Below are 20,770 nucleotides of genomic sequence, written 5' to 3'. Positions count from 1 at the left end.
ATAGGCAGCGCTGCCGGATATCGAGAGGAGAGCTATCGTGTCGCACCCCCCGCATCCCCCCCAATCCACGCAGTCCCCCCATCAGAAGCACCCCGCCCTCAGCCGCCTGAAAGACCCCGGCCTGCTCAAATCCGACGCCTACATCGACGGCGCATGGACGCCCGCCGATTCCCACGCCACCTTCGCCGTTGCCGACCCGGCTACCGATGCCGAAATCGCCCATGTGGCCGATCTCGGCGCCAAAGAAACCGAGCGGGCCCTCGTCGCCGCCGAAACCGCCCTGCCCGACTGGCGCAGCAAGACCGGCAAAGAGCGCGCCCGCATCATGCGCCGCTGGTTCGAATTGATCATGCAGGCGCAGGACGATCTCGGCGCCATCATGACCGCCGAGCAGGGCAAGCCGCTGGCCGAAGCCAAGGGCGAAGTCGCCTACGGCGCGTCGTTCATCGAGTGGTTTGCCGAAGAGGCCAAGCGCGTGAACGGCGACGTACTCAGCTCGCCCGAGGGCGGCAAGCGCATGTTCGTCATCAAGCAGCCCATCGGCGTGTGCGTCTCGATCACGCCTTGGAACTTCCCCATCGCGATGATCACGCGCAAGATCGCCCCGGCCATTGCCGCCGGGTGCACGATCGTCGTGAAGCCAGCCCGGCTCACCCCGCTCTCGGCACTGGCGCTCGCCGAACTGGCCGAGCGCGCTGGATTGCCCAAGGGTGTATTCAACGTCGTGACGTCGAAGCACTCCGGCGACGTGGGCGACGTGCTCACCGCCAGCCCCCGCGTGCGTCACCTCTCGTTTACCGGCTCAACCCCGGTCGGCGCCAAGTTGATGGAACAGTGCGCGCCCACGATCAAGAAAGTGGCACTCGAACTGGGCGGCCTCGCGCCGTTCCTCGTCTTTGAAGACGCCGACGTAGATGCTGCCGTCGAAGGCTGCATTGCCTCCAAATTCCGCAATGCCGGTCAGACCTGCGTGTGCGCGAACCGCATCTACGCGCAGGACGGTATCTACGACGCCTTCGTCGAGAAGCTCACCGCCGCCGTGGGCAAGCTCCGCGTCGGTAACGGCTTCGAACCGGGCGTCGCCGTCGGCCCCCTCATCGAAGACGCCGCCGTCGAGAAGGTGGAGCGCCACGTTGCGGACGCCGTCAGCAAGGGCGGGCGCGTCACCGTCGGCGGCAAGGTGCTGCATGGCCGTTTCTTCGCCCCGACCGTGGTGGCCGACGCCAGTGCCGACATGCTCGTCGCACAGGAAGAAACCTTCGGCCCGCTGGCCCCGGTGTTCCGGTTCAAGGACGAAGCTGACGGCATCCGGCTCGCCAACTCGACCGATTTCGGGTTGGCGTCGTACTTCTTCGCCCGTGACGTCGCCCGAGTCTGGCGGGTCGCCGAAGCGCTCGAAGCCGGCATGGTCGGCATCAACACCGGGCTGATCTCGAACGAAGTGGCGCCGTTCGGGGGTGTCAAACAGTCCGGTCTGGGGCGCGAGGGGTCGAAATACGGCATCGACGAGTACCTTGAAATGAAGTATCTCTGCCTCGCGTCGACGTGACGATCATCCGACCCTTTAATACTTTGTAATAGGCGTTGTCCCGCTCTGAGAACCGCGCCATCGCTGGCTTGCACGCATTTCTACGAAATGTCGTGCATCCACCGGCAATGTCGAAAGTGTTACAAAGTCCCACAGATGGGCACGGGCTCGGGTAGAATCGCGCTTTTTTCGCGAACAGCGACTCCGACCCTCATTTCGTTCTGTGTAACGGCTTGCCGCCGATACACCTGCGAAACCCGCAAAATCGCCGCCGGAAATGCGCCGGCGCGTGACGAGGGGCCAGAGCGGCATTCGCGAAGTCCGATCAACAGAAGTCACGTCCGGTAGCGCCGCCCCCCGCGTCGTCACGCCCTGTGATGACACCCGGCCTGCCGACGGTTTGTCCGCCCTCGCGTACCTCGCCAATCCGCCCTCATCGGTGTTGGCTTGTTGCTCCCCCCGGGCGTGGAGAAGACATCGAATGGATAACAACCCATCCCTCATGCGCAACATCGGGCCGTTCGCCCTGATGTTGACGGGTCTTGGCTCGATCATCGGCTCCGGCTGGTTGTTCGGTGCCTGGAAGGCGGCGAAGATCGCCGGACCCGCAGCCCTTCTGGCGTGGATCATCGGCGCCGTCGTCATTCTGGCCATCGCCCTCACCTATGCCGAACTCGGCGCCATGTTCCCCGAATCGGGCGGCATGGTGCGTTACTCGCGCTATTCGCACGGCAGCCTCGTCGGCTTTATCGCGGCGTGGGCCAACTGGATTGCCATCGTCTCGGTCATTCCGATCGAAGCCGAGGCCTCGATCCAGTACATGAGCACATGGCCGTACGACTGGGCGCACCAGTTGTTCGTCGACGGCACCCTCACCACCAGCGGCCTGTTGTTATCCGCCCTGCTCGTGATCGTGTACTTCATGCTGAATTACTGGGGCGTGAAGCTGTTCGCCCGCGCCAACACGGCGATCACGCTGTTCAAGTTCGCGATTCCGGCGCTCACTATCGCCGGCCTGATCATCGCGGGCTTCCATCCGGGCAACTTCAATATCGCCGAGCATGGCGGCTTTGCCCCTAACGGCATGTCGGCCGTGCTCACCGCCGTGGCCACCTCGGGCATCGTGTTCGCGTTCAACGGTTTCCAGAGCCCGGTGAATCTGGCCGGTGAAGCGCGCGACCCCGGCCGCAGCATCCCGTTCGCCGTGGTCGGTTCGATCCTGCTCGCCACCGTCATCTATCTGTTGCTGCAAGTCGCCTACATCGGCGCGCTCTCGCCCGAGCAACTCAAGGGCGGCTGGCACATGGTGAGCTTCAGCTCGCCGTTCGCCGAACTGGCGATTGCGCTGGGCCTGAACTGGCTCGCGATCGTGCTCTATTTCGACGCATTCCTGAGCCCGAGCGGCACCGGCACCACGTATATGGCGACCACCAGCCGCATGATCTATGCGATGGAACGCAACCGCACGATGCCGGCGATCTTCGGGCGCGTGCATCCGCTCTATGGCGTGCCGCGTCCGGCGATGTGGTTCAACCTCGCCATCTCGTTCGTGTTCATGTTCTTCTTCCGCGGCTGGGATACGCTGGCCGCCGTGATCTCGGTCGCTACCGTGATCTCGTACCTGACCGGCCCGATCAGCGTGATGGCCTTGCGCCAAGCAGCGCCGGAGCTGCATCGTCCGCTGCGTCTGCCGGGCCTGTCGCTCATCGCGCCGTTCGCGTTCGTGTGCGCGTCGCTGATTCTGTACTGGGCCCGCTGGCCGCTGACCGGTGAAATCATCGTGTTGGTGGTCGTCGCCTTGCCGGTGTACTTCTACTATCAGGCGAAAGACAAGTGGAAGGGCTTCGGTCACGACCTCAAGGCGTCGTGGTGGCTGATTGGATATCTGCCGATGATGGCGCTGCTCTCGTATATCGGCAGCAAGGAATTCGGCGGCCTCGGCGTACTGCCTTACGGCTGGGACATGGTCATCGTCGGCGCACTGTCGCTGGCGTTCTACCACTGGGGGGTGCGCTCAGGCTGGCGCACGCCGTATCTGGATGAAGAGCGCGAGCAGGATGCGGCAAGCATGGACGGCATGCCGGCGCTTTCACACTGAAGCCGTGAGGCATTGATGTCTTGATGCCGCAAAGAAAAAGCCCGCCAAAACGGCGGGCTTTTTTCGTCTTGCGATCTCACCGATGTGCGCGACGCCGCTCGATGAACAGGCTGTTGCCGAGCGCGCGCTTGGCCATTTTCTTCGCATCGGCAGCGGCGGCCGAGACTTCCACGTGCGACGGAAAACTCTCCGGCGTGACCGCCACCACACCGATCGACAGACTCGTGATCGGATGAAAGATCACCATGCCGCGCCGGTCTTCCGCCTCGAAGCCCCCCGCTGCAATCTGATCCGGATGGAAATATTCCGTCACCGCTTCGCCGAAACGCGTGAGGGCTTCGCGGCAACGCGCCTCCCAGTCTGGGCTGCGGAACAGGATCAGAAAATCGTCGCCGCCGATGTGTCCGAGAAAATCGCGTTCGGGATTACGCACCGCCATCAGCACACGCGCCACCAGTTGAATCAGATCGTCGCCGCGCCGGTAACCGAACACGTCGTTGAACGGCTTGAAGTTATCCAGATCGACATAGCAGGCGTGAAACGACTGACGCTCGCCGATCATGCGATCCATATAGTCGTCGATCGGCACATTGCCCGGCAGCAGCGTCAGCGGATTCGCGTAACGCGCCGCATCGAGCTGCATGTCGGTGATATGCCGCATGAGCGCGTGCCCCTGCGCGACGCCGAAATAACGCCCCTGATCGGTCACGATGAACCCGGCTGTAATTTGGCGGCTGGCGCCCTCGGCGATCATGCGGCTCAGGTCTTCCACGCGTGCGGCTTTGTCGAATGTGAGCGGGCGCGGCTCCATCACCGCCGAACACGGCTTGCGCCCGTACAACTCGCGCGTGAACGGCCGCGCAAACCGGCCGATCAACGAAGCGCGGCCGATCAGGCCCACCGCGCGGTCGCGCTCCACCACCGGCAGCACTTCCAGCGCGGGATCGCTCTCAAAACGCGCCACCACGTCTTCGCTGCGCGTGTCCGGCGACACCGGGGCGACGTACGACGCAATGCGCTCCAGCGTCACGTTGCCCGCACCAAGCTGACTCGGTTGCTGATGCACATACGCGCGCCGCTCGTTCACGACCTCCTGCACACTCGTCGTGATCGCCCGTTGCGGCTGCGCTTCCGGGCGTGCAATGAAATAGCCTTGGCCGAGAAAAATACCGAGATCGCGCACCACCTGAAGCTCTTCGGCGTGTTCGATCCCTTCTGCAATGACGCGCGTGCCGCTCGTCTCGGCGATCTGGCGCATGGAGCGCACGAACTGAAGCTTGACAGTGTCGCTGTCGATGCCGTCGACGAAATGCCGGTCGATCTTGACGTAATCGGGGCGCAGTTCCGACCACAGCCGCAAGCTCGCGTAGCCCTCGCCCATATCGTCCAGCGCCACTTCGAAGCCGAGCGCCCGATACGCCGTGAGCGACGCCCGCGTGCTGGCGATGTCGAGCGTCGGGGCGTGTTCGGTCAGTTCGAGCACCACGCGTTCGGGTGGCAGACGGAACGATTGCAGCATGGCAAACGTTTCATCCAGCCCGAGCGACTCGGTCACACCACCGCCCGGCTGCGCCCGCGTTACCGGGCCGATGTTCAGAAACAGCCGCTCGGGCAGATCTTGATCGACGAACCCGCGCAGCACCGTGCGGCGGCATGCCAGTTCCAGCGGGCCACTCAAGCCGTGGCGACGGGCGGCAGCAAACAGCGCCAGTGGCGAGTGAATTGCCGTACCGGCCGGGCCTCGCACCAACCCTTCATAGCCGGCAATGCCGGACGTCCGAAAGTCGATAATCGGCTGGAACACACACGTGAGACCGATGCCCTCGCACAACTGCGCGAGCAACACGCTCTCGTCGGGTTCGTCGAATTGGGAGAGGGAAGCGAGGGCCGCAGCGGAAGCCGATGTGGCAGAGGCCGTGGACAGTGCATCGTGCGATGCCGCAGGGGCGCCGAAGCGCTCCGACGGACGAATCGCAACAGGCGGGGGACGGTTCAACTGGTACTCCGTAAGTCGGTGCGGTGCGCGCCCGTCATGCCAACAGCATTGCGTCGTGCGGGCATGCCGCCTCGTGCGCGCGTGCGCCCCGAGGGCGAGATGGTGCGCCATGCAGCGCCCTCGCCCGGTCCCCGTGCTTCGCTTGCGGTAGCTGCTCTCAGGCCCATGTCCGCGTCTTGTGACGGTGCCCGCGGGCACCCTCTTTTACTTGCTGCACAGGCTATCGCCGTTATTTGACAAAACCATGACAGTGTCGGAATTGCCACACACGCGCCGCTGGCATTTCGGCTGTCAGACGAGCGCTCGGCTTGCCTTCGTCCGGACGAAAAAAAACGGCAGCGCCGTGAAGCGCTGCCGTTCCGGGAGATCGCGTTAGCGTCTGCCGACTGTCTGCCGACTTGCCAAACTTACCAGGCCGTCACCACCGAGCCGCCAAACTTCTGCTCGATGAACGCCTTCACTTCCGGCGAGTGGTACGACTTGATCAGTTGGGCCACCCACGGCTTGTCCTTGTCGGCCGCGCGCACGACGAGCACGTTGGCGTACGGGCCATTGGCGTCTTCGATGGCGATGGCATCACGCTTCGGGTTCAGACCGGCTTCCATGGCGAAGTTGGTGTTGATGACGGCCACTTCCACGTCGTCGAGCGAGCGCGGCAGTTGGGCGGCATCCAGTTCCACGAACTTCAGCTTCTTCGGGTTCTCGATCACGTCGATCGGCGTCGCCTTCAGGCCGGCGTCGGGACGCAGCTTGATCAGGCCGTTCTTTTGCAGCAGCAGCAACGCGCGGCCGCCGTTGGTCGGATCGTTCGGCAGCGACACCTTGGCGCCGGCCTTCAGGTCGGCCAGCGACTTGATCTTCTTCGAGTACACGCCCATCGGGAAGATCACGGTCTTGGCGATCGACACGAGCTTGTAGCCACGGTCCTTCACCTGCGCGTCGAGGTACGGCTGGTGCTGGTAGCTGTTCACGTCGAGATCGCCCGACGACAGCGCGGCATTCGGCTGCACGTAGTCGCTGAATTCGATGACCTTGAGATTCAGGCCGTTCTTGGCAGCGACCTTCTTCACTTCATCGAAAATCTGCGCGTGCGGGCCACCCGTCACGCCGACCTTCAGGTTGACGGCATCGGCGGCAGCAGCCGGTGCGGCGAATTGCGTGGCGAACACCGTGGCGGCACCCACACCGGCCAGCAGTTTGAAAATCGTACGACGTTGCATGAGAAAAACCCCCGCGTGTAAGTGCCGGCTCGCCGGCGACGATGTTATTCCGAAAACAGAATGAATTACTTGTGGCTCAGGCGGCGCACCAGCCAGTCGCCGAACGTCTGCACCAGTTGCACGAAGACGATCAGGATCAGCACCACCGTGATCATCACTTCGGGCAGGAATCGTTGATAACCGTAACGAATCCCCAGATCACCCAGCCCGCCGCCGCCAATGGCACCGGCCATGGCCGAGTAGCCGACCAGACTCACGAACGTGATGGTCAGGCCGGCGACGATGCCGGGCAGCGCCTCGGGCAGCAGCACCTTCATGACGATCTGCCCCGTGGTCGCGCCCATCGATTGGGCGGCTTCGATCAAACCACGGTCGACTTCACGCAAGGCCGTCTCAACCAGACGCGCGACAAACGGCGCGGCGGCGATGGTCAGCGGCACCACGGCGGCCATCGTCCCGATCGACGAGCCGACGATCAGGCGCGTGAACGGGATGACGGCGACCAGCAAGATGATGAACGGCGTGGAACGCACGGCGTTGACGAGAATGCCGACGATGCGATTGGTCGGCAGGTTCTGCAACACGCCATTGCGATCGGTCAGGTACAACAGCACGCCCAGCGGCACGCCGACCACGGCACCGATCAGGCCGGAGATCCCGACCATGATGATCGTTTCCCAGAACGACGAGACGAACAGATCGAACATTTCACTCCACATGGCTCATCTCCTCGACAACGACGCCTTGACTGGCGAGGAACGCCATGGCTTCGGCCACACGGGCCGGGGTACCGCCGGCCATCACGGCGAGCGATCCGAAAGCCTGCCCCTGGATCTCGTCGATCTGGCCATGCAGGATATTGAAATCGAGTTCGTAGCGGCGAATCGCTTCCGAGAGCAGCGGCTGATCCACCCCGGCACCCGAGAAGGCCAGCCGGTACAGGTGATCGTGCCCGTTGCCGATGCGCGAAGCGATGCGCTCGCGCACGCCTGCCGGCAATTCCTGCGCAATCACGTCGCCGATCATGGCGCGCGTGACTTCGTGACGCGGACGCAGAAACACGTCGATCACGCGCCCCTGCTCCACCACACGGCCGGCGTCGAGCACGGCCACGCGGTCGCACACCTGCTTGATCACTTCCATCTGGTGGGTGATCAGCACGATGGTCAGGCCGAGTTCACGGTTGATGCGCTTGAGCAGGTCGAGAATCGAGCGCGTGGTCTCCGGGTCGAGCGCCGACGTGGCTTCGTCGGAGAGCAGCACCTGCGGTTCGCTGGCGAGCGCCCGGGCAATGCCCACGCGCTGCTTCTGACCGCCGGAAATCTGCGCCGGGTAACGATCCTTCTGTGCCGTCAGGCCCACCAATTCGAGCAGCGGCAGCACCTTCGCGCGGATTACGTCGGCCGACAGGCCGGCCAGCTCCAGCGGCAGCGCGACGTTGTCGTACACCGTGCGCGAGCTGAGCAGGTTGAAATGCTGGAAGATCATGCCGATACGGCGGCGCGCTTTGCGCAATTCGTCCGACGAGAGGGCAGTGAGATCCTGCCCGTCCACGCGAACGCTGCCGTCGCTCGGACGGTTGAGCAGGTTGATCACACGCACGAGCGTGCTCTTGCCGGCGCCGCTTCGGCCGATGATGCCGAAAACTTCGCCGCGCTCGATCGACAGGCTGATATTGGAGAGCGCGTCGATCGGCCCCTTGGGCCCAGCGAAGCGCTGGGTAATGTTCTGGAGTTCGATCATGCAAAAAAATAGCAGCTCACTGCCGAAACTACCCGCAGTGCGCCGCCGTTGACCCGGTATTTAGCGCAAAGGCGATATTTTAGCCCATGCACCTAAATAGTTGAAAATAATAAAATTCGATCCCTTTATATGGGAATTCAACTGTAGTCCGGGGGAGGTCCGCCGCTCAGGCCTGCCGGCCGGTGGCGAAATCGTCCAGCACCTCGATCACGCGATCGAATTCGAGCGATTTGTCGAAAAAATACTGCACGCCAAGCTGCTGGCAACGCTTGCGATACGTCGCCAGCGCGTAATTCGTGAGCACAATGGCCATCAGGTGAGGCAACAGGCCGGCGTCGTGCAGGTAGGACAGCACGTCCATGCCTGAGCCGCGCCGCAGTTGGATATCGACGATCACCGCGTCGAACGAATCCTCCTTAAGCGTGCGAACCGCGTCGTCGGCGGTTTCCGCAACCCCTGCCACCTCAAGCATCCCGGTCGAACCGAGTGCTTCGGACAGGCTCTCGCGAATGACCGCCGAGTCCTCGATCAACAGCACCTTAAGGGGAGAGCGGGACCCCGTCAGCGTTGTCGCTTTCCCGGTTGACATAACTGCCTCTCATCAACTGATCAGACCGTTCTTGAGCGCGTAGAGCGTCAGATCGGCATTGGTTTTCAAATGCATCTTTTCGAGCACGCGCGCGCGATACGTGCTCACGGTCTTCACTGACAAATGCAGTTCTTCCGCGATCTCGGTGGGCGTACGGCCCTGTGCGAGCTTGCAGAACACCTGAAACTCGCGCTCGGAGAGCTGCTCGTGCATTGGCTCGTCGATCGGTTGATCGAGCTTCTGCGCGAGCAGATCGGCGGTAATTTCGCTGACATAGCGGTGGCCGCGCGCCACCGTGCGAATCGCCCGGATGATCTCTTCGGGCGCCGCATCCTTCATCAGATAGCCATTGGCACCGGCTCGCAGCAGATTGACCGCGTACTGCGCTTCCGGATACGTCGACAGGAACAGCACCCCCTGCTGCGGACGCAACTGCTTGATCACACGCAGGGTATCGATGCCGTTCTTGTCAGGCATGGCGATATCCAACAGCACGACATCGAACGCCGTATCGCGAACGGCACGAATCACTTCGTCGCCGCTCGCAGCCTCGCCCAACACTTCCATGTCCGACTCGTCCGCGATGAATTGCTTGAAGCCGGTGCGAACGATGGCGTGATCGTCGGCAATCAGGATTTTTATTGTCAGTGACATCTAAGCTCCAGAGACTGTCCCCATCGGTCCGGTCGCTACCCTTCGGCGCGTTGGCCATGACCTTCACTCCCGGTCGAGCAGGTCGCGCATATCGTCGGCGTGCTCTTCCTCGACAGCCAGAATTTCCTCGAGCATACGCCGCGTCGTGGTATCCCGGTCGCCCAAATAATGAATCATCTCGCGGTAACTCTCAATCGCGATGCGTTCCGCAACGAGATTCTCGCGAATCATTTCGCGCAGGTTCTTCCCGGCGACATATTCGGCATGGCTGCGCGCCGACAGGCTGTCCGGCGCGAAATCGGGCTCACCGCCCAGTTGCACGATACGCGTCGCAATGCGGTCCGCGTGGTCTTGCTCCTGAGCAGCGTGCTCGGCAAATTCGGCGGCAACCGGCTCGGCATGGATGCCGGTGGCCATGAAATGGTGGCGCTTGTAGCGCAGCACGCACACCAGCTCGGTGGCGAGCGCGTCGTTGAGCATATGCACGACAGCATCGCGATCGGCGCGATAGTCTTCCGTCACCGCACCATCGTCCAGATGCTCGCGGGCACGCTCACGCAGGGCACGGACATCGATTTCGAAGTCCTCGCCGGCGTGAGCGCTATGACCGTTGCCCTTGATGGCGGGCTTGCCCTGCGTCTTGGCGTGTTGCTTGGCGTGCTTGGCGGTATGCATGAGCGAATTCTCCTGCGAGTGTGTTGTGGGGAAGGGGCGATCAGGCCCGGGAGCCGGTCGTCAGGTCACTATCGGACGATCGGTCTCCCGGCACCGGCCGCACCCGGCTATCGTCGGACCACGCCGAACAGCAGCGTGACCAAAAAGATCACGAGGAAAATGAAGAACAGAATCTTGGCGATTTCGGCGGCGCCGGCGGCAATACCGGTGAAGCCGAACACTGCGGCGATCAGCGCGATCACGAAAAACACGACGGCGTAGTGAAGCATCGCTAGCTCCTTGCAAAAATGACGGCCCAGACCAGCATTGACAGCGTTGGTAACTTATTCGGGCCGCCTGGGCCTCCACGATGGGAGGCCTGGGCGGCACCGGCTAGTCGACGATCTTCTTGGCGACGGTCAGACCGAGCAGCAGGAAGATCACGAACAACACCAGGAACAGCACGAAGAGGATCTTGGCGACCCCAGCCGCACCGGCGGCGATCCCTGTAAAGCCCAGCAGGCCCGCCACGATCGAGATCAGTGCGAACAACAAAGCCCACTTCAACATAGCGTTCTCCTTGTTTTACCCTTCACTTCCCTGAGGCTTGCGTGTGCTCCGCGGCGTTTGGCGTGCCCATGTATCCCGTCTTTCGGGGGCGCACATGGCATGCAAAACGTTCGGCGCTGAATGTATGGTAGAAAAACAGCCGCGTCAGGAATGCCCGGGTGGCGCTGGTTTTTACGTAGGAATTGGCTGACATTTCGCGCTATCGGGTGATTTTCGACTTATGATCGAAGCGCCCCCTACCCTCCATTGGCCCTTCAATGCCCCGTTTGTTCACGTCCTGGATACGTCGCCGAAGCTGGATCATTGCCATGATCGCCGCGATCGTCATCACGGTCGGGAGCCTGATCGGGCTGGAGTCGGCGCACCGGCGGCTGGCCTCGACGTACGAGGCTGCCCTGCAAGCGATGACCGCCGCCAACGAGCTCAACGAGATCATGGCGCGCACCTCCACGGTGGTGTCGAGCCAGCGCGGTTATCTGCTCACGAACAACCCGATCTATCTCGACCCCTATCTCTCGGCCGTGCGTCGCATTCGCGATCTGGCCGCGCTCGTCATCCAGCATTACGAAGATGTGCACGATGCGCAGGCAGCGCGCGAATTCGCCGACGTGATGACGCTGTTCTCGCAGCGCATTACCGCGATGGAAACCGCACGCGCGGCTGTCAAACAGGGCGAAATGAACCTCGAAGAAGCGCTCGCCCCGAGCAATCTCGGCATCGGCACGATGGAACCCGTGCAGAACGCCATTACCGATCTCTACAACCGAGAACTCGCCCGCGCGCGCACCGCGCAGGACGACGGCCGCTTCGATCAGGCCATCTCCGCCATCAGTGCAGGCGCGCTCTCGGTGCTGACGATTCTGCTGTTCATCCTGCTGTTCCGCACGCTTGGGCGGCAGATGCGTCAGGAGCAACTCGCGCGCGACCAGCTGCATGAACAACAGGCGCACCTCGACCGCCTCGTGCGCGAGCGCACCGAGCAACTCGATGAGTTGGCCACGCACTTGCAGAACGTGAGCGAAGACGAGAAGACGCGGCTCTCGCGCGAGTTGCACGACGAGCTGGGCGCGATCCTCACCGCATGCAAGATGGACGTCACGTGGGCGCACCACAAGCTGCGCAACACCGACACCGTCATCGCCGAAAAACTCGCCCGTGCGCAGCGCAATCTCGACTCGGGCATTCAAATCAAGCGCCGCATCATCGAGAACCTGCGCCCCACGGTGTTGATCAATTTCGGTCTCGTAACCGCCCTGCGCTCGCTCGCAGAAGAAGCCGCCGATCAGCAGCACTGGCAGCTCGATCTCGATCTTCCCGAAGAGGATTTCGCCCTGCCGGAAGCCACGGCCATTGCGCTGTTCCGCGTGGCACAGGAGGCGCTGACGAATGCGGGCAAATATGCGCGCGCGACGACGATTCGTGTCGCGCTCGCCTGTGACGACCAGCGTGTGCGCCTCGAAGTCATCGACAACGGTATCGGCCTCACACCTGACCAGTTCAACAAGCCCAAGACGCACGGCCTGTTCGGCATGCGTCAACGCGTTTCGGCGCGCGGCGGGCGCATCGATATCCACTCGCTGCCGGAGCGAATCGGCACCGAGATTCAGGTGGTGATGCCGCTGTGCAACCCGGCCGATGCGCTCGACATATCGGACCCGGGCAAGGCCCTCTATGGTGCGGACGGCATCGATCGCACCGACGCCCCCGATAGCACCTCTCCGGCCTCCACTGCCGATCAATCTGCACACACCGCACAGACCGCTCAAGCCGATCAGACCGACCGGCCCGACGGCACGCCGCCCTCCCCCGTGGGAATGCGCTGACAGCGCTACCCGACTCCGCCTACAGCGCGACGATGGTCTCGCTGACAGCGCGAACGATTGGCACTCCCTACCATGGAATCAACCGCCGCCACACCGGGCGGCAACTGCGGCGACGGCGCAGCAATGCCATCGCATGACGCAGTCAGTACCACGGAGTACTCCACGGAGTATTCAATCCCAACCGGAAAGGAGTTGATATGAACTCGGATCAGATCAAGGGCAAGTGGAATCAACTGAAGGGCGAAGCCAAGAAGCAGTGGGGCAAGGTGACCGATGACGATCTGCTCAAGATCGAAGGCAACCGCGACAAGTTCGTGGGCGTGATCCAGGAACGCTACGGCAAGGAAAAGGCCGAGGCGGAACGTGAAGTCGACACCTGGAACAAGGATCACAAGCTCTGGTAAGCACCACGGTCGCGTCCGTCGGGAGGCGGACGCACCGGCGGGGGGCCAGCGCCATAGAGCACTTCCCCGGCACCTCTGTTAGCACCCTTGGCCACTATCGCCGCCGCTATCGCTATCTCTCAAGGAGAACTCAAATGAAACGACTGATCGCCATCGCTCTGCTCTCCGGCTTCGCGCTGGGTCTTGCTGGCTGCAACACCGTCCACGGTGCGGGTACGGACATCGAAAAGGGTGGTGAAGCCATCCAGGGTGCCGCCGACCGCAATAAGTAACGGCTAGCGAACACAACGAAGCCCACGAAGACATCAACTATCTGCTCGTTCACTGGAGGACTTTGACATGCAACACCGACTCGCTCTGAACTGGCTGACCTGTGCCGTGCTGGCCGCAAGCGCCTTTGGCGCTGCCTCGGCCAGCGCCGCCGACGCCGCCACCAAAGACCGCTACGACGCCGCGCAGAAATCTGCCGAGGCCGACTACAAGGCATCGGTCGCGCGTTGCGAAGACCTGAAGGACAACGCCAAGAAGGTCTGTGTCGAGAACGCCAAGGGCAATGAGAAGGTTGCCAAGGCCAATGCCGAAGCCGACTACAAGAACACGCCGAAGGCGCGTTACGACGCGGCAGTGGCGAAGGCCGACGCCGACTACAGCGTCGCCAAGCTGCGCTGCGACGACAAGAAGGGCAACGAAAAGGATGTCTGCGCGAAGGATGCCGACGCCGCCAAGACCAAGGCCTATGGCGACGCCAAGGTGATGCGCACGAGCCGCGAGTCGTCTAAGGACACCGCGACGGCGCGTCAGGATGCCAACGCCGACGCGAACAAGGCCCAGTACAAGGCCGCCGTGGAACGTTGCGACAGCATGACGGGCAACAGCAAGGATGCCTGCGTGGCTGACGCCAAGGTGCGCTTCAATCAATAAAAAGACGTAGCAAAGACGTTGACGACAGCAGTACCCGAACCCGCGGCGGTGCCGCGCCCGGTTTAGCAGGGGAGGAGAGGTGTCTCGGCAGGCGCGCGGTACCACCCGCGGTTCCACCGTTATCCACAGGGACAGCACGCCCGGCAGTAAGAGACACCGACGGCAGGCGGATGTCGCGCAAGCGGCATCCGCCGCTGTTTTTGCGCCACAGCACACCCGCGGCCATGTAAATGAATGTAACAAGTGCCGCGCGGCTGTCACCACTTTCGCGCCCTACGGCGACACTCGTCGTCAACCGAAACGAGCGCAAACCGTTGATTCTGAATAGAATGGGTGCGTGATTCACACGTTTGGCGGCCGCTTTTCCACGCCCGAACGTTCCCCACCCCGTGCGAATGCGCATACTTTGCAACAATTGCGCAGCACCCGCGTTTCGGAACTTCAGTAAAGTTAAGCCAAGGAATCTGACAAACCCAAGGTGCCGGCGGGCACCCGGCGAGTCGGCCGGCATGGTGCCGTCCGGGCGCTGTCTTCAGTACGCTGCCAAGTCCGCAGGAGAAATATCATGAAAGCCAAGTTTGCCGCCCTTGCCATCGCCGGAATCGCGCTCGCCGCGGGTGCGATCGGAACTGCGCAGGCACACGTCTCGGTGGGCATCGGCATCGGTGTGCCGTTGGTAGTTCCGGGCCCGGTCTACGCGCCGCCGCCCGTCTACGTCGCCCCGCCCCCGCCTGTGTATGTTGCCCCTGCGCCCGCCTACTATGGCCCGCCGCCGGTTTATGTCGCCCCGGCCCCGGTGTACTACGGCCGCCCCTACTACGGCCATCCGTACGGCTACGGTCGCGGCTACTGGCGCCACGGCCAATGGTATCGCTATTGATATCGGCTGAATCGATCGATGAATGAGGGCAACCGGCGCGTTATCCGATGCCCTCGTTCAACAAAAAAACGCGCCACCGACGAAAGCTTCGGTGGCGCGTTTTTTCATGGTCGTACGGCAACAAACGTTCGGTGACTGAGCGGCTACGCCATCACCCGATACGCAATCCGGAAGCCGCCCCAGTGACGCCCGTTCACATAGATGGGCGCGGACGCATCCTTCATCACCACGAACTCGCCCCCGCCCATATCGCGCCGATACGTCTGCAACAGCAGCGGTTTCGTATTACTCCCTGCGGCCGCGCCCGTGCGGTCGTTGAACAGTCGTCGGTTGCGGCAATGCGCGGCGTTCCACACCGGGTCGTTGGTGGGCGCCTGCGAGAACTTGCGGTTGTGCGTCGGCAGATAGCCGTTCTCGTCGACGGCGGCGCAAAAGGCGATGCGCTCGCTCAGTGAGAGCAGCGGCTCTTGAATCGTCGGCAACGTTTCGTCGGTAAATCGCGTGAAGCGCGCCATCAATTGCTGCGGGTTCGACCCCGGAATCGGTTCGTAGCGACGATCGAACAACTCCTGCTCGCTGATCTTGCCCTTGGCGAGCGCCGCCTCGAAGGTCTCGCCCACTTGTTTCGCCGCACGGCGGACTGCGCGAATGAACGGCGTGTCTTCCGTTTCCACATCCGCCTCGGCGATCAGGCCGATCAGGTGCTCCGATACCGAGAGCAGCCCGTTGATCCGCTCACGTGCGTTTTCGACGTGCTCGGCGGAGTGCGCGACGCCATCGGCCATTTCATCGACGTGCGCGACGAGCGTGCTGCATTCGTTCTCGATGGCTTCGCTCGCCTGCACGATCTGCCCGGCCTGACGGTCGAACGTGTCGAGCGCGGTGCCGGCGGTCTCGATCACGCTCGCGATGGCTCGCGTGCCTTCGCGCGCTTCATTTGCACGGGCCACATTGGTGTTGCTCTCGCGCATCAGCCGCTGGGTGCGCTCCGCCAGTGCGGCGAGCGTTTGTTCGATCTGCTGGGTGGCCTCGGAGGTCTTGCTCGCCAGTTGTTTGACTTCGGTGGCCACGACCGCAAAGCTGCGCCCCGCGACACCGGCGCGGGCGGCTTCGATCGCGGCATTGAGGGCGAGAAGATTGGTCTGGCGCGCAATGACCGAGATGCCTTCGGCCACCTTACCCACGTGTTCGAGCGCGTCGCGCAGTCCGGCAATTTCACCGGCCATGCCCGACACCCCTTCGACCAGCCCGTGAATGGACGCGAGCGAGGCGTCAGCGGTACCGCGCGACGCGGCAATTTCGGCGCTCGCCCGATCGGCGACGTCGCGGGCTTCGCGCGCGGCGGCCGCAATCTGCTGATTCCCTTCGCTGGTGTCAGCGGCGGCGCGTTGAAGCTCCTGAAACACTTCGGCCTGCCGTTTGATGCGCACGGCGATTTCGTCGACATTACCGGCGATATCGCACAGCTCGATGCCAAGGGTGCCGGCACTGTCGGCCACCTCGCTCATGATTGTGACGGTCTGCGCGGCTGCCCCGCGGCGCGTGAATAGCCCCATCGTCGTCTCCTCGCATCTCTGATCTGATTTTTATGGCGAAGGTGCGCGCCTGCCGGTCCGGCGTGCGCGCCCTGCGCTGATGTGTCGAAAAGTATAACGGGAGAAAAAACGGCCGACTTGAGGGTTTCCTCGCTTCGCCCAAGCGCGCCCGCGACGCTGCCGCAGCCGGCTTGCGGGCCTGCCCCACATGCCCCCGTGCGCTTTCCGCACCTTATGGGGGCACCCTCTCATGCACGCCTTACGCGGGACTTACTGCGAGGGGTCAAAGTCCGTCAGGGATTGCCATAGCGCAAAGCGCAAGCTTCAGCGCGTCCCCCAACGCCACGGCGAGCGCCCCAGCATCGCGGCGGCGCAGCAACGCGACTTCGCACACGGCTTCCGGGTCGTCGAGCGCCACCCGGCAGACCCCGGCACCGGCCATCGCAGCCAGACTTTCCGGCACGATGGCCACGCCAAAGCCCGCCGCGACCAGATTCATTTGGGCGATCTTGCGCGAGGTCGCCGCCGCCGCGCGGGGAAAGAACCCGTGCTGCTGGCACAACTGCGCCACCCGGTAGCTCAGGCCGCCGCGCTCGCGATGGGGAATCGAGACAAAGGGCTCGTCGGCGAGCGCCGCCACACTGACAGACGCCTCATTGGCCAGCGGATGCCCGTCCGGCACCAGCAACACCAGACGCTCGACGGCGATGCGCTCGCAAATCAGCGACGGCGCGGGGCGCAGCACCGGCAGGCGAACGAGCCCAAGATCGATGCGGCCGGCTTCGATTTCGTCCTGCTGCTGCTCGGACGACAACGTCGAAATCTCGACATTCACCCCGGCATTAGCAGACAAATGCGCGTGCAATGCCGCAGGCAGGCCGCCCGCAAATGGCACCGAGGTGGAATGCGCGAGCCGCACCGAACCCTGCTCGCCACGCGCTACGCTGCGTGTGAGCGCCACCGACCCTTCGAGTTCGGTGAGCACACGGCGCGCTTCATCGACGAACGTGCGCCCGGCGGGCGTCAGCGTCACGCCCTTGGATGAGCGCTCCAGCAGCACCGCCTGCAATTCGCGTTCGAGTTCCGAGATCTGACGGCTCAGCGCCGATTGCGCGACAAACAGCCGTTCAGCGGCAGCGCTGAAACCGCCCGCATCCACCACTTCGAGGAAATACCGCAACTGCCGCAGCGACACCATGGTCATGCCGTTTCGAGATCGAATATCGCCACATTCTATATTGGCGCGGCGCCGCACCCCGGCCCTATGCTGACGCAAAGCACACGCCTTCGCGGCGCGTGCCCCGATCATCCCTCGCGCACCCTTTATGCCGTTCCCTCAGTTCGATACCGTCATCGCAGCACTCCCCTCCCTCCACGCTTGGTTGTCGATGAGCGCGGCGCTCGTCGTCGCCTATCTCATCTTCGGCATTGCAGGCTTCGGCACCGCGCTGGTTGCGAGCCCGGTGCTTGCTTACACGTTGCCCGTCGCGCAGATCGTGCCGATGCTCGCGCTGCTCGACTTCAGCGCCGCCTCGGGCAATGTGGTGCGCAACGCCCGCGCGGCCGACACGAGCGAACTGCGCCGTCTGCTACCGGCGATGCTTGCCGGCAGCCTCGCGGGCGCGGCATTGCTGCTGCACCTTCGCCCTGAAACGCTGCTGCGCGCGCTCGCGTGGTTCGTGTGCGGCTATGCCGTCTTTGCGCTGATCGGCCCGCGCGCCAAATCTCGGCTCTCGCAGCAGTGGGCGATCCCGTTCGGCACCGTGGGCGGCGTGTTCAGCGCGATGTTCGGCAGCGGCGGCTTCATTTATGCGATCTACCTGACCAGCCGTCTCGAACGCGTGGAGTCGATGCGCGTCACGCAGGCCACGCTCATCGGCTTCAGCACGCTGGTGCGCGCTGTGTTGTTTCTGCTGGCGGGCGTCTATGCCGATCTGTCGATGCTGGTGACTACCGTCACGCTGGTGCCCGCGATGATGCTGGGCATGTGGCTGGGCAAACGCGTCACGCTGCATCTGTCGCGTGCGCAGTTCGTGAAAGTCGTGAATCTCGTGGTGCTCGCCGCGGGTGTGGCGCTATTGCTGCACAGCAAATAGCCGCAGCACCACCGAGCAGCATCTCGCGCAGACAGCGCCCGTAGGGCCTCATCGAAGGTATGCTGACGGCCTCTGCTTCCCTGCGACCGATGTTGTCACCATGACCCTGCCCGCACTGCTTGTCTTCGGCGAAGCCCTCACCGACCTGATTCGGCAGCCGCAGGGCGATGGCCGCCAGTGGGTGAGCCGTGCCGGTGGCGCTTGCTGGAACGTGGCACGCGTGACTGCCGCGATGGGCGTGCCAACGGGCTACGGCGGCGCCATCAGCACCCATGCGCCGTTTGGCACCGAATTGCTTGCACTATCGGAAGCGGCAGGGCTCGACGCCCGGTTCGTGCAAGCCGTGGACCGTCCGCCGTTGCTCGCCGTCGTGCATCGCCACGATCCCCCGGCCTACTTCTTCCTTGGCGAAGGGGCTGCCGATCTGGCCTTCGACCCGCAGGCGCTGCCCGAGGGCTGGCAGGCAGCAGCCCGCGTCGCGCACTTCGGCTGTATCAGTCTCGTGCGCGAGCCGCTCGCCAGCACCCTGCTCGATCTGGCCGAACAACTGCATGCGCGCGGCGTGGCCATCAGCTTCGATCCGAATCTGCGCAACCTGATGGGGCCGGACTATCTTGCGACTTTCGCCCGCATGGCACGCCTTGCCACTTGGCTCAAGTTGTCCGTCGAAGATCTGCGCGCGCTGTATCCCACACAAGCTGACGCCGCCGCATTGACCGAAGTCCGACGCATCGCGCCACAAGCCACGGTGCTGCTGACCGACGGCGAACGCGGCATGCGCCTGCTGACGCCTGACGGCATCGAACTCGCGCAACCGGCCTACCGCGTGGCCGTGGCCGATACGGTGGGCGCAGGTGACGCCAGCATCGGCGGGTGGCTCGCCAGCCTGTCACGAGCGCCGGATGCGCCCCTCGCGACGCACCTGCATCACGCGGCGGCAGCCGCCGCACTGGCCTGCACCCGCACCGGGGCGCATGCGCCGACTTGGGACGACGTTCAAACGCTCGTCGCAGCACAACCCAGCCTCACCTGAGACTCCCCGCGCCGATTATCGAAAAAATGGCTATGATGACCACCAATCATCACCATTTCCGATGAATTCGATATGACGCCGGACCAATTGCTGACCTTCGCGACGGTGGCCGAACTGGGCAACATCAGCCATGCCGCCGAGGCATTGCACCTGTCACAGCCGGCGGTTTCCGGGCAGTTACGTTTATTGCAGGAATCGTTTGGCGAGCCGCTCTACCGCCGTGATGGGCGCGGCATCAGGTTGACCGCCGTGGGCGAGCAAGTCGCGGCGTATGCGAACAAGTTGCGGCAGGACTACCGGCAGGCGCTGGCGTTACGCGACAGCCTGCGCGGGCTGGAAACAGGGGCCTTGCGCATCGGCGCGAGTACTACGCCCGCGAGCTATCTGCTGCCGTATGTCATCGCGGAATTCCATCAGCGCTACCCCGCCGTCGCTTTGCATATCGTCGACGGCAACACGAGTGAAATCGTCGCGCAGCTCGACAGTCTGGACGTCGCGTTCATCGAAGGCGCCGTACCGCCCGGCCTGTCGCCGGAAATTGCCGTGCGTCCGTGGCGTGACGACGAAGTCGTGGCCATCGCGCGGTCCGATCACCCGCTCGCGCATCTACCGGGCGGTGCCTCGCTGCAAAGCATCGCCGAATATCCGTTGATCCTGCGCGAACCGGGCTCCGGCGTGCGGGCGCTGGTGGCGCGCGCCTTCTCTGTTTCAGGGCTGGAGCCCCGTGTGGCGCTGGAACTGGCCGGGGTGGAAAGTATCAAGGAAGCGGTGCGTGCCGGCATGGGGATCGGCTTCGTCTCCGCCATGTCGATGCGCCATGAAGATGGCGCGCTGACCTCCGTTCGCATCGATCCGCCGCATGGCCTCAAGCGCCTGCTCACGGCACTGGTGCCGCATGCGGACGCGCTCAGCCGTCCGACCGAGCGCTTTCTCGCGCAATGTTTTGCGGCAGACGCCGCCAGTCCGGTCGCCTCACGCTGAAAGGCGGCAGCGACCCCATCGTACGCTGCACGCCCCGCAGCCAGC

The 20,770-nt window shown here is 63.5% G+C and carries 21 protein-coding genes; 10 read left to right on the top strand and 11 right to left on the bottom strand.

The window, feature by feature from the left end:
- Nucleotides 1-37 precede the first annotated feature (37 nt).
- Complete coding sequence (locus PIN31009_RS06270; protein WP_150789700.1) at nt 38-1,549, top strand: NAD-dependent succinate-semialdehyde dehydrogenase; 1,512 nt, start codon at nt 38-40, stop codon at nt 1,547-1,549.
- Between the two features lie 460 nt (nt 1,550-2,009).
- Entirely contained in the window at nt 2,010-3,626 is a 1,617-nt protein-coding gene (locus tag PIN31009_RS06265) for an APC family permease (protein WP_058375576.1), read from the top strand.
- 76 nt (nt 3,627-3,702) lie between these two features.
- Here PIN31009_RS06265 and PIN31009_RS06260 read toward each other — a convergent pair whose 3' ends face one another.
- From PIN31009_RS06260 to PIN31009_RS06220, 9 genes are all read right to left on the bottom strand, one after another.
- Nucleotides 3,703-5,622: a GGDEF domain-containing protein gene (locus PIN31009_RS06260; protein WP_150789699.1), complete on the bottom strand. Its 1,920-nt coding sequence runs from the start codon at nt 5,620-5,622 to the stop codon at nt 3,703-3,705.
- Between the two features lie 407 nt (nt 5,623-6,029).
- Nucleotides 6,030-6,842 carry a MetQ/NlpA family ABC transporter substrate-binding protein gene (locus tag PIN31009_RS06255; RefSeq protein ID WP_087687363.1) on the bottom strand — a complete coding sequence of 271 codons (813 nt, stop codon included), beginning with the start codon at nt 6,840-6,842 and terminating at the stop codon, nt 6,030-6,032.
- Nucleotides 6,843-6,907: 65 nt separating this feature from the next.
- A complete protein-coding gene (locus PIN31009_RS06250) occupies nt 6,908-7,561 on the bottom strand; it encodes a methionine ABC transporter permease (protein WP_058375579.1) in 654 nt (217 codons plus the stop codon).
- Nucleotides 7,551-8,585: a methionine ABC transporter ATP-binding protein gene (locus PIN31009_RS06245; RefSeq protein ID WP_150789698.1), complete on the bottom strand. Its 1,035-nt coding sequence runs from the start codon at nt 8,583-8,585 to the stop codon at nt 7,551-7,553. The genes PIN31009_RS06250 and PIN31009_RS06245 overlap by 11 nt, the downstream gene beginning before the upstream one ends.
- Nucleotides 8,586-8,751: 166 nt before the next feature.
- Nucleotides 8,752-9,174, bottom strand: coding sequence for a response regulator (locus tag PIN31009_RS06240; RefSeq protein ID WP_058375581.1), 423 nt, complete (start codon nt 9,172-9,174; stop codon nt 8,752-8,754).
- A 12-nt stretch (nt 9,175-9,186) separates the two neighbouring features.
- Nucleotides 9,187-9,828 (bottom strand): response regulator, encoded by a 642-nt coding sequence (locus tag PIN31009_RS06235; protein WP_058375582.1) that lies wholly within the window; start codon nt 9,826-9,828, stop codon nt 9,187-9,189.
- 63 nt (nt 9,829-9,891) lie between these two features.
- Nucleotides 9,892-10,503 (bottom strand): ferritin-like domain-containing protein, encoded by a 612-nt coding sequence (locus tag PIN31009_RS06230; protein WP_087687360.1) that lies wholly within the window; start codon nt 10,501-10,503, stop codon nt 9,892-9,894.
- A 107-nt stretch (nt 10,504-10,610) separates the two neighbouring features.
- Entirely contained in the window at nt 10,611-10,772 is a 162-nt protein-coding gene (locus tag PIN31009_RS06225) for a DUF1328 domain-containing protein (protein WP_039374862.1), read from the bottom strand.
- Between the two features lie 103 nt (nt 10,773-10,875).
- Nucleotides 10,876-11,052 carry a DUF1328 family protein gene (locus tag PIN31009_RS06220; protein WP_064674981.1) on the bottom strand — a complete coding sequence of 59 codons (177 nt, stop codon included), beginning with the start codon at nt 11,050-11,052 and terminating at the stop codon, nt 10,876-10,878.
- 308 nt (nt 11,053-11,360) lie between these two features.
- Here PIN31009_RS06220 and PIN31009_RS06215 point away from each other — a divergent pair, with 308 nt between their 5' ends.
- The 5 genes from PIN31009_RS06215 (at nt 11,361) to PIN31009_RS06195 (ending at nt 15,080) form a co-directional block, all read left to right on the top strand.
- Complete coding sequence (locus tag PIN31009_RS06215; protein ID WP_174996995.1) at nt 11,361-12,875, top strand: sensor histidine kinase; 1,515 nt, start codon at nt 11,361-11,363, stop codon at nt 12,873-12,875.
- Nucleotides 12,876-13,072: 197 nt separating this feature from the next.
- Nucleotides 13,073-13,279, top strand: a complete 207-nt coding sequence (locus PIN31009_RS06210) for a CsbD family protein (protein ID WP_058375584.1) — start codon at nt 13,073-13,075, stop codon at nt 13,277-13,279.
- 134 nt (nt 13,280-13,413) lie between these two features.
- Entirely contained in the window at nt 13,414-13,551 is a 138-nt protein-coding gene (locus PIN31009_RS06205) for an entericidin A/B family lipoprotein (RefSeq protein WP_084656361.1), read from the top strand.
- Between the two features lie 67 nt (nt 13,552-13,618).
- Nucleotides 13,619-14,200 carry a hypothetical protein gene (locus PIN31009_RS06200; RefSeq protein ID WP_058375585.1) on the top strand — a complete coding sequence of 194 codons (582 nt, stop codon included), beginning with the start codon at nt 13,619-13,621 and terminating at the stop codon, nt 14,198-14,200.
- A gap of 565 nt (nt 14,201-14,765) precedes the next feature.
- A complete protein-coding gene (locus PIN31009_RS06195) occupies nt 14,766-15,080 on the top strand; it encodes a hypothetical protein (RefSeq protein WP_246185535.1) in 315 nt (104 codons plus the stop codon).
- 143 nt (nt 15,081-15,223) lie between these two features.
- On the opposite strand, the gene PIN31009_RS06190 is transcribed toward PIN31009_RS06195, so the two are convergent.
- Nucleotides 15,224-16,636 (bottom strand): methyl-accepting chemotaxis protein, encoded by a 1,413-nt coding sequence (locus tag PIN31009_RS06190; RefSeq protein WP_150789696.1) that lies wholly within the window; start codon nt 16,634-16,636, stop codon nt 15,224-15,226.
- Nucleotides 16,637-16,898: 262 nt separating this feature from the next.
- Nucleotides 16,899-17,819: a LysR substrate-binding domain-containing protein gene (locus tag PIN31009_RS06185; RefSeq protein ID WP_246185534.1), complete on the bottom strand. Its 921-nt coding sequence runs from the start codon at nt 17,817-17,819 to the stop codon at nt 16,899-16,901.
- Between the two features lie 121 nt (nt 17,820-17,940).
- Here PIN31009_RS06185 and PIN31009_RS06180 point away from each other — a divergent pair, with 121 nt between their 5' ends.
- The 3 genes from PIN31009_RS06180 (at nt 17,941) to PIN31009_RS06170 (ending at nt 20,725) form a co-directional block, all read left to right on the top strand.
- Nucleotides 17,941-18,711: a sulfite exporter TauE/SafE family protein gene (locus PIN31009_RS06180; protein ID WP_150789695.1), complete on the top strand. Its 771-nt coding sequence runs from the start codon at nt 17,941-17,943 to the stop codon at nt 18,709-18,711.
- A gap of 100 nt (nt 18,712-18,811) precedes the next feature.
- On the top strand, nt 18,812-19,744 hold the full coding sequence (locus PIN31009_RS06175) for a carbohydrate kinase family protein (protein WP_150789694.1): 933 nt from the start codon (nt 18,812-18,814) through the stop codon (nt 19,742-19,744).
- A gap of 72 nt (nt 19,745-19,816) precedes the next feature.
- On the top strand, nt 19,817-20,725 hold the full coding sequence (locus PIN31009_RS06170) for a LysR family transcriptional regulator (RefSeq protein WP_150683514.1): 909 nt from the start codon (nt 19,817-19,819) through the stop codon (nt 20,723-20,725).
- Nucleotides 20,726-20,770: the final 45 nt, after the last annotated feature.

Origin of the sequence: Pandoraea iniqua (genome assembly GCF_902459685.1) — a bacterium.
Classification (GTDB): domain Bacteria; phylum Pseudomonadota; class Gammaproteobacteria; order Burkholderiales; family Burkholderiaceae; genus Pandoraea; species Pandoraea iniqua.
This window is presented reverse-complemented; position numbering and strand designations above follow the sequence as displayed.

Excerpts from the sequence above, each read along its gene's own strand:
- PIN31009_RS06255 (WP_087687363.1), bottom strand. The coding sequence starts at position 6,842 with ATGCAACGTCGTACGATTTTCAAACTGCTGGCCGGTGTGGGTGCCGCC.
- PIN31009_RS06220 (WP_064674981.1), bottom strand. The coding sequence starts at position 11,052 with ATGTTGAAGTGGGCTTTGTTGTTCGCACTGATCTCGATCGTGGCGGGC.
- PIN31009_RS06235 (WP_058375582.1), bottom strand. The coding sequence starts at position 9,828 with ATGTCACTGACAATAAAAATCCTGATTGCCGACGATCACGCCATCGTT.
- PIN31009_RS06205 (WP_084656361.1), top strand. The coding sequence starts at position 13,414 with ATGAAACGACTGATCGCCATCGCTCTGCTCTCCGGCTTCGCGCTGGGT.
- PIN31009_RS06185 (WP_246185534.1), bottom strand. The coding sequence starts at position 17,819 with ATGACCATGGTGTCGCTGCGGCAGTTGCGGTATTTCCTCGAAGTGGTG.
- PIN31009_RS06215 (WP_174996995.1), top strand. The coding sequence starts at position 11,361 with ATGATCGCCGCGATCGTCATCACGGTCGGGAGCCTGATCGGGCTGGAG.
- PIN31009_RS06175 (WP_150789694.1), top strand. The coding sequence starts at position 18,812 with ATGACCCTGCCCGCACTGCTTGTCTTCGGCGAAGCCCTCACCGACCTG.
- PIN31009_RS06265 (WP_058375576.1), top strand. The coding sequence starts at position 2,010 with ATGGATAACAACCCATCCCTCATGCGCAACATCGGGCCGTTCGCCCTG.
- PIN31009_RS06230 (WP_087687360.1), bottom strand. The coding sequence starts at position 10,503 with ATGCATACCGCCAAGCACGCCAAGCAACACGCCAAGACGCAGGGCAAG.
- PIN31009_RS06250 (WP_058375579.1), bottom strand. The coding sequence starts at position 7,561 with ATGTGGAGTGAAATGTTCGATCTGTTCGTCTCGTCGTTCTGGGAAACG.
- PIN31009_RS06245 (WP_150789698.1), bottom strand. The coding sequence starts at position 8,585 with ATGATCGAACTCCAGAACATTACCCAGCGCTTCGCTGGGCCCAAGGGG.
- PIN31009_RS06225 (WP_039374862.1), bottom strand. The coding sequence starts at position 10,772 with ATGCTTCACTACGCCGTCGTGTTTTTCGTGATCGCGCTGATCGCCGCA.
- PIN31009_RS06200 (WP_058375585.1), top strand. The coding sequence starts at position 13,619 with ATGCAACACCGACTCGCTCTGAACTGGCTGACCTGTGCCGTGCTGGCC.
- PIN31009_RS06210 (WP_058375584.1), top strand. The coding sequence starts at position 13,073 with ATGAACTCGGATCAGATCAAGGGCAAGTGGAATCAACTGAAGGGCGAA.
- PIN31009_RS06195 (WP_246185535.1), top strand. The coding sequence starts at position 14,766 with ATGAAAGCCAAGTTTGCCGCCCTTGCCATCGCCGGAATCGCGCTCGCC.
- PIN31009_RS06240 (WP_058375581.1), bottom strand. The coding sequence starts at position 9,174 with ATGTCAACCGGGAAAGCGACAACGCTGACGGGGTCCCGCTCTCCCCTT.
- PIN31009_RS06180 (WP_150789695.1), top strand. The coding sequence starts at position 17,941 with ATGCCGTTCCCTCAGTTCGATACCGTCATCGCAGCACTCCCCTCCCTC.
- PIN31009_RS06170 (WP_150683514.1), top strand. The coding sequence starts at position 19,817 with ATGACGCCGGACCAATTGCTGACCTTCGCGACGGTGGCCGAACTGGGC.
- PIN31009_RS06190 (WP_150789696.1), bottom strand. The coding sequence starts at position 16,636 with ATGGGGCTATTCACGCGCCGCGGGGCAGCCGCGCAGACCGTCACAATC.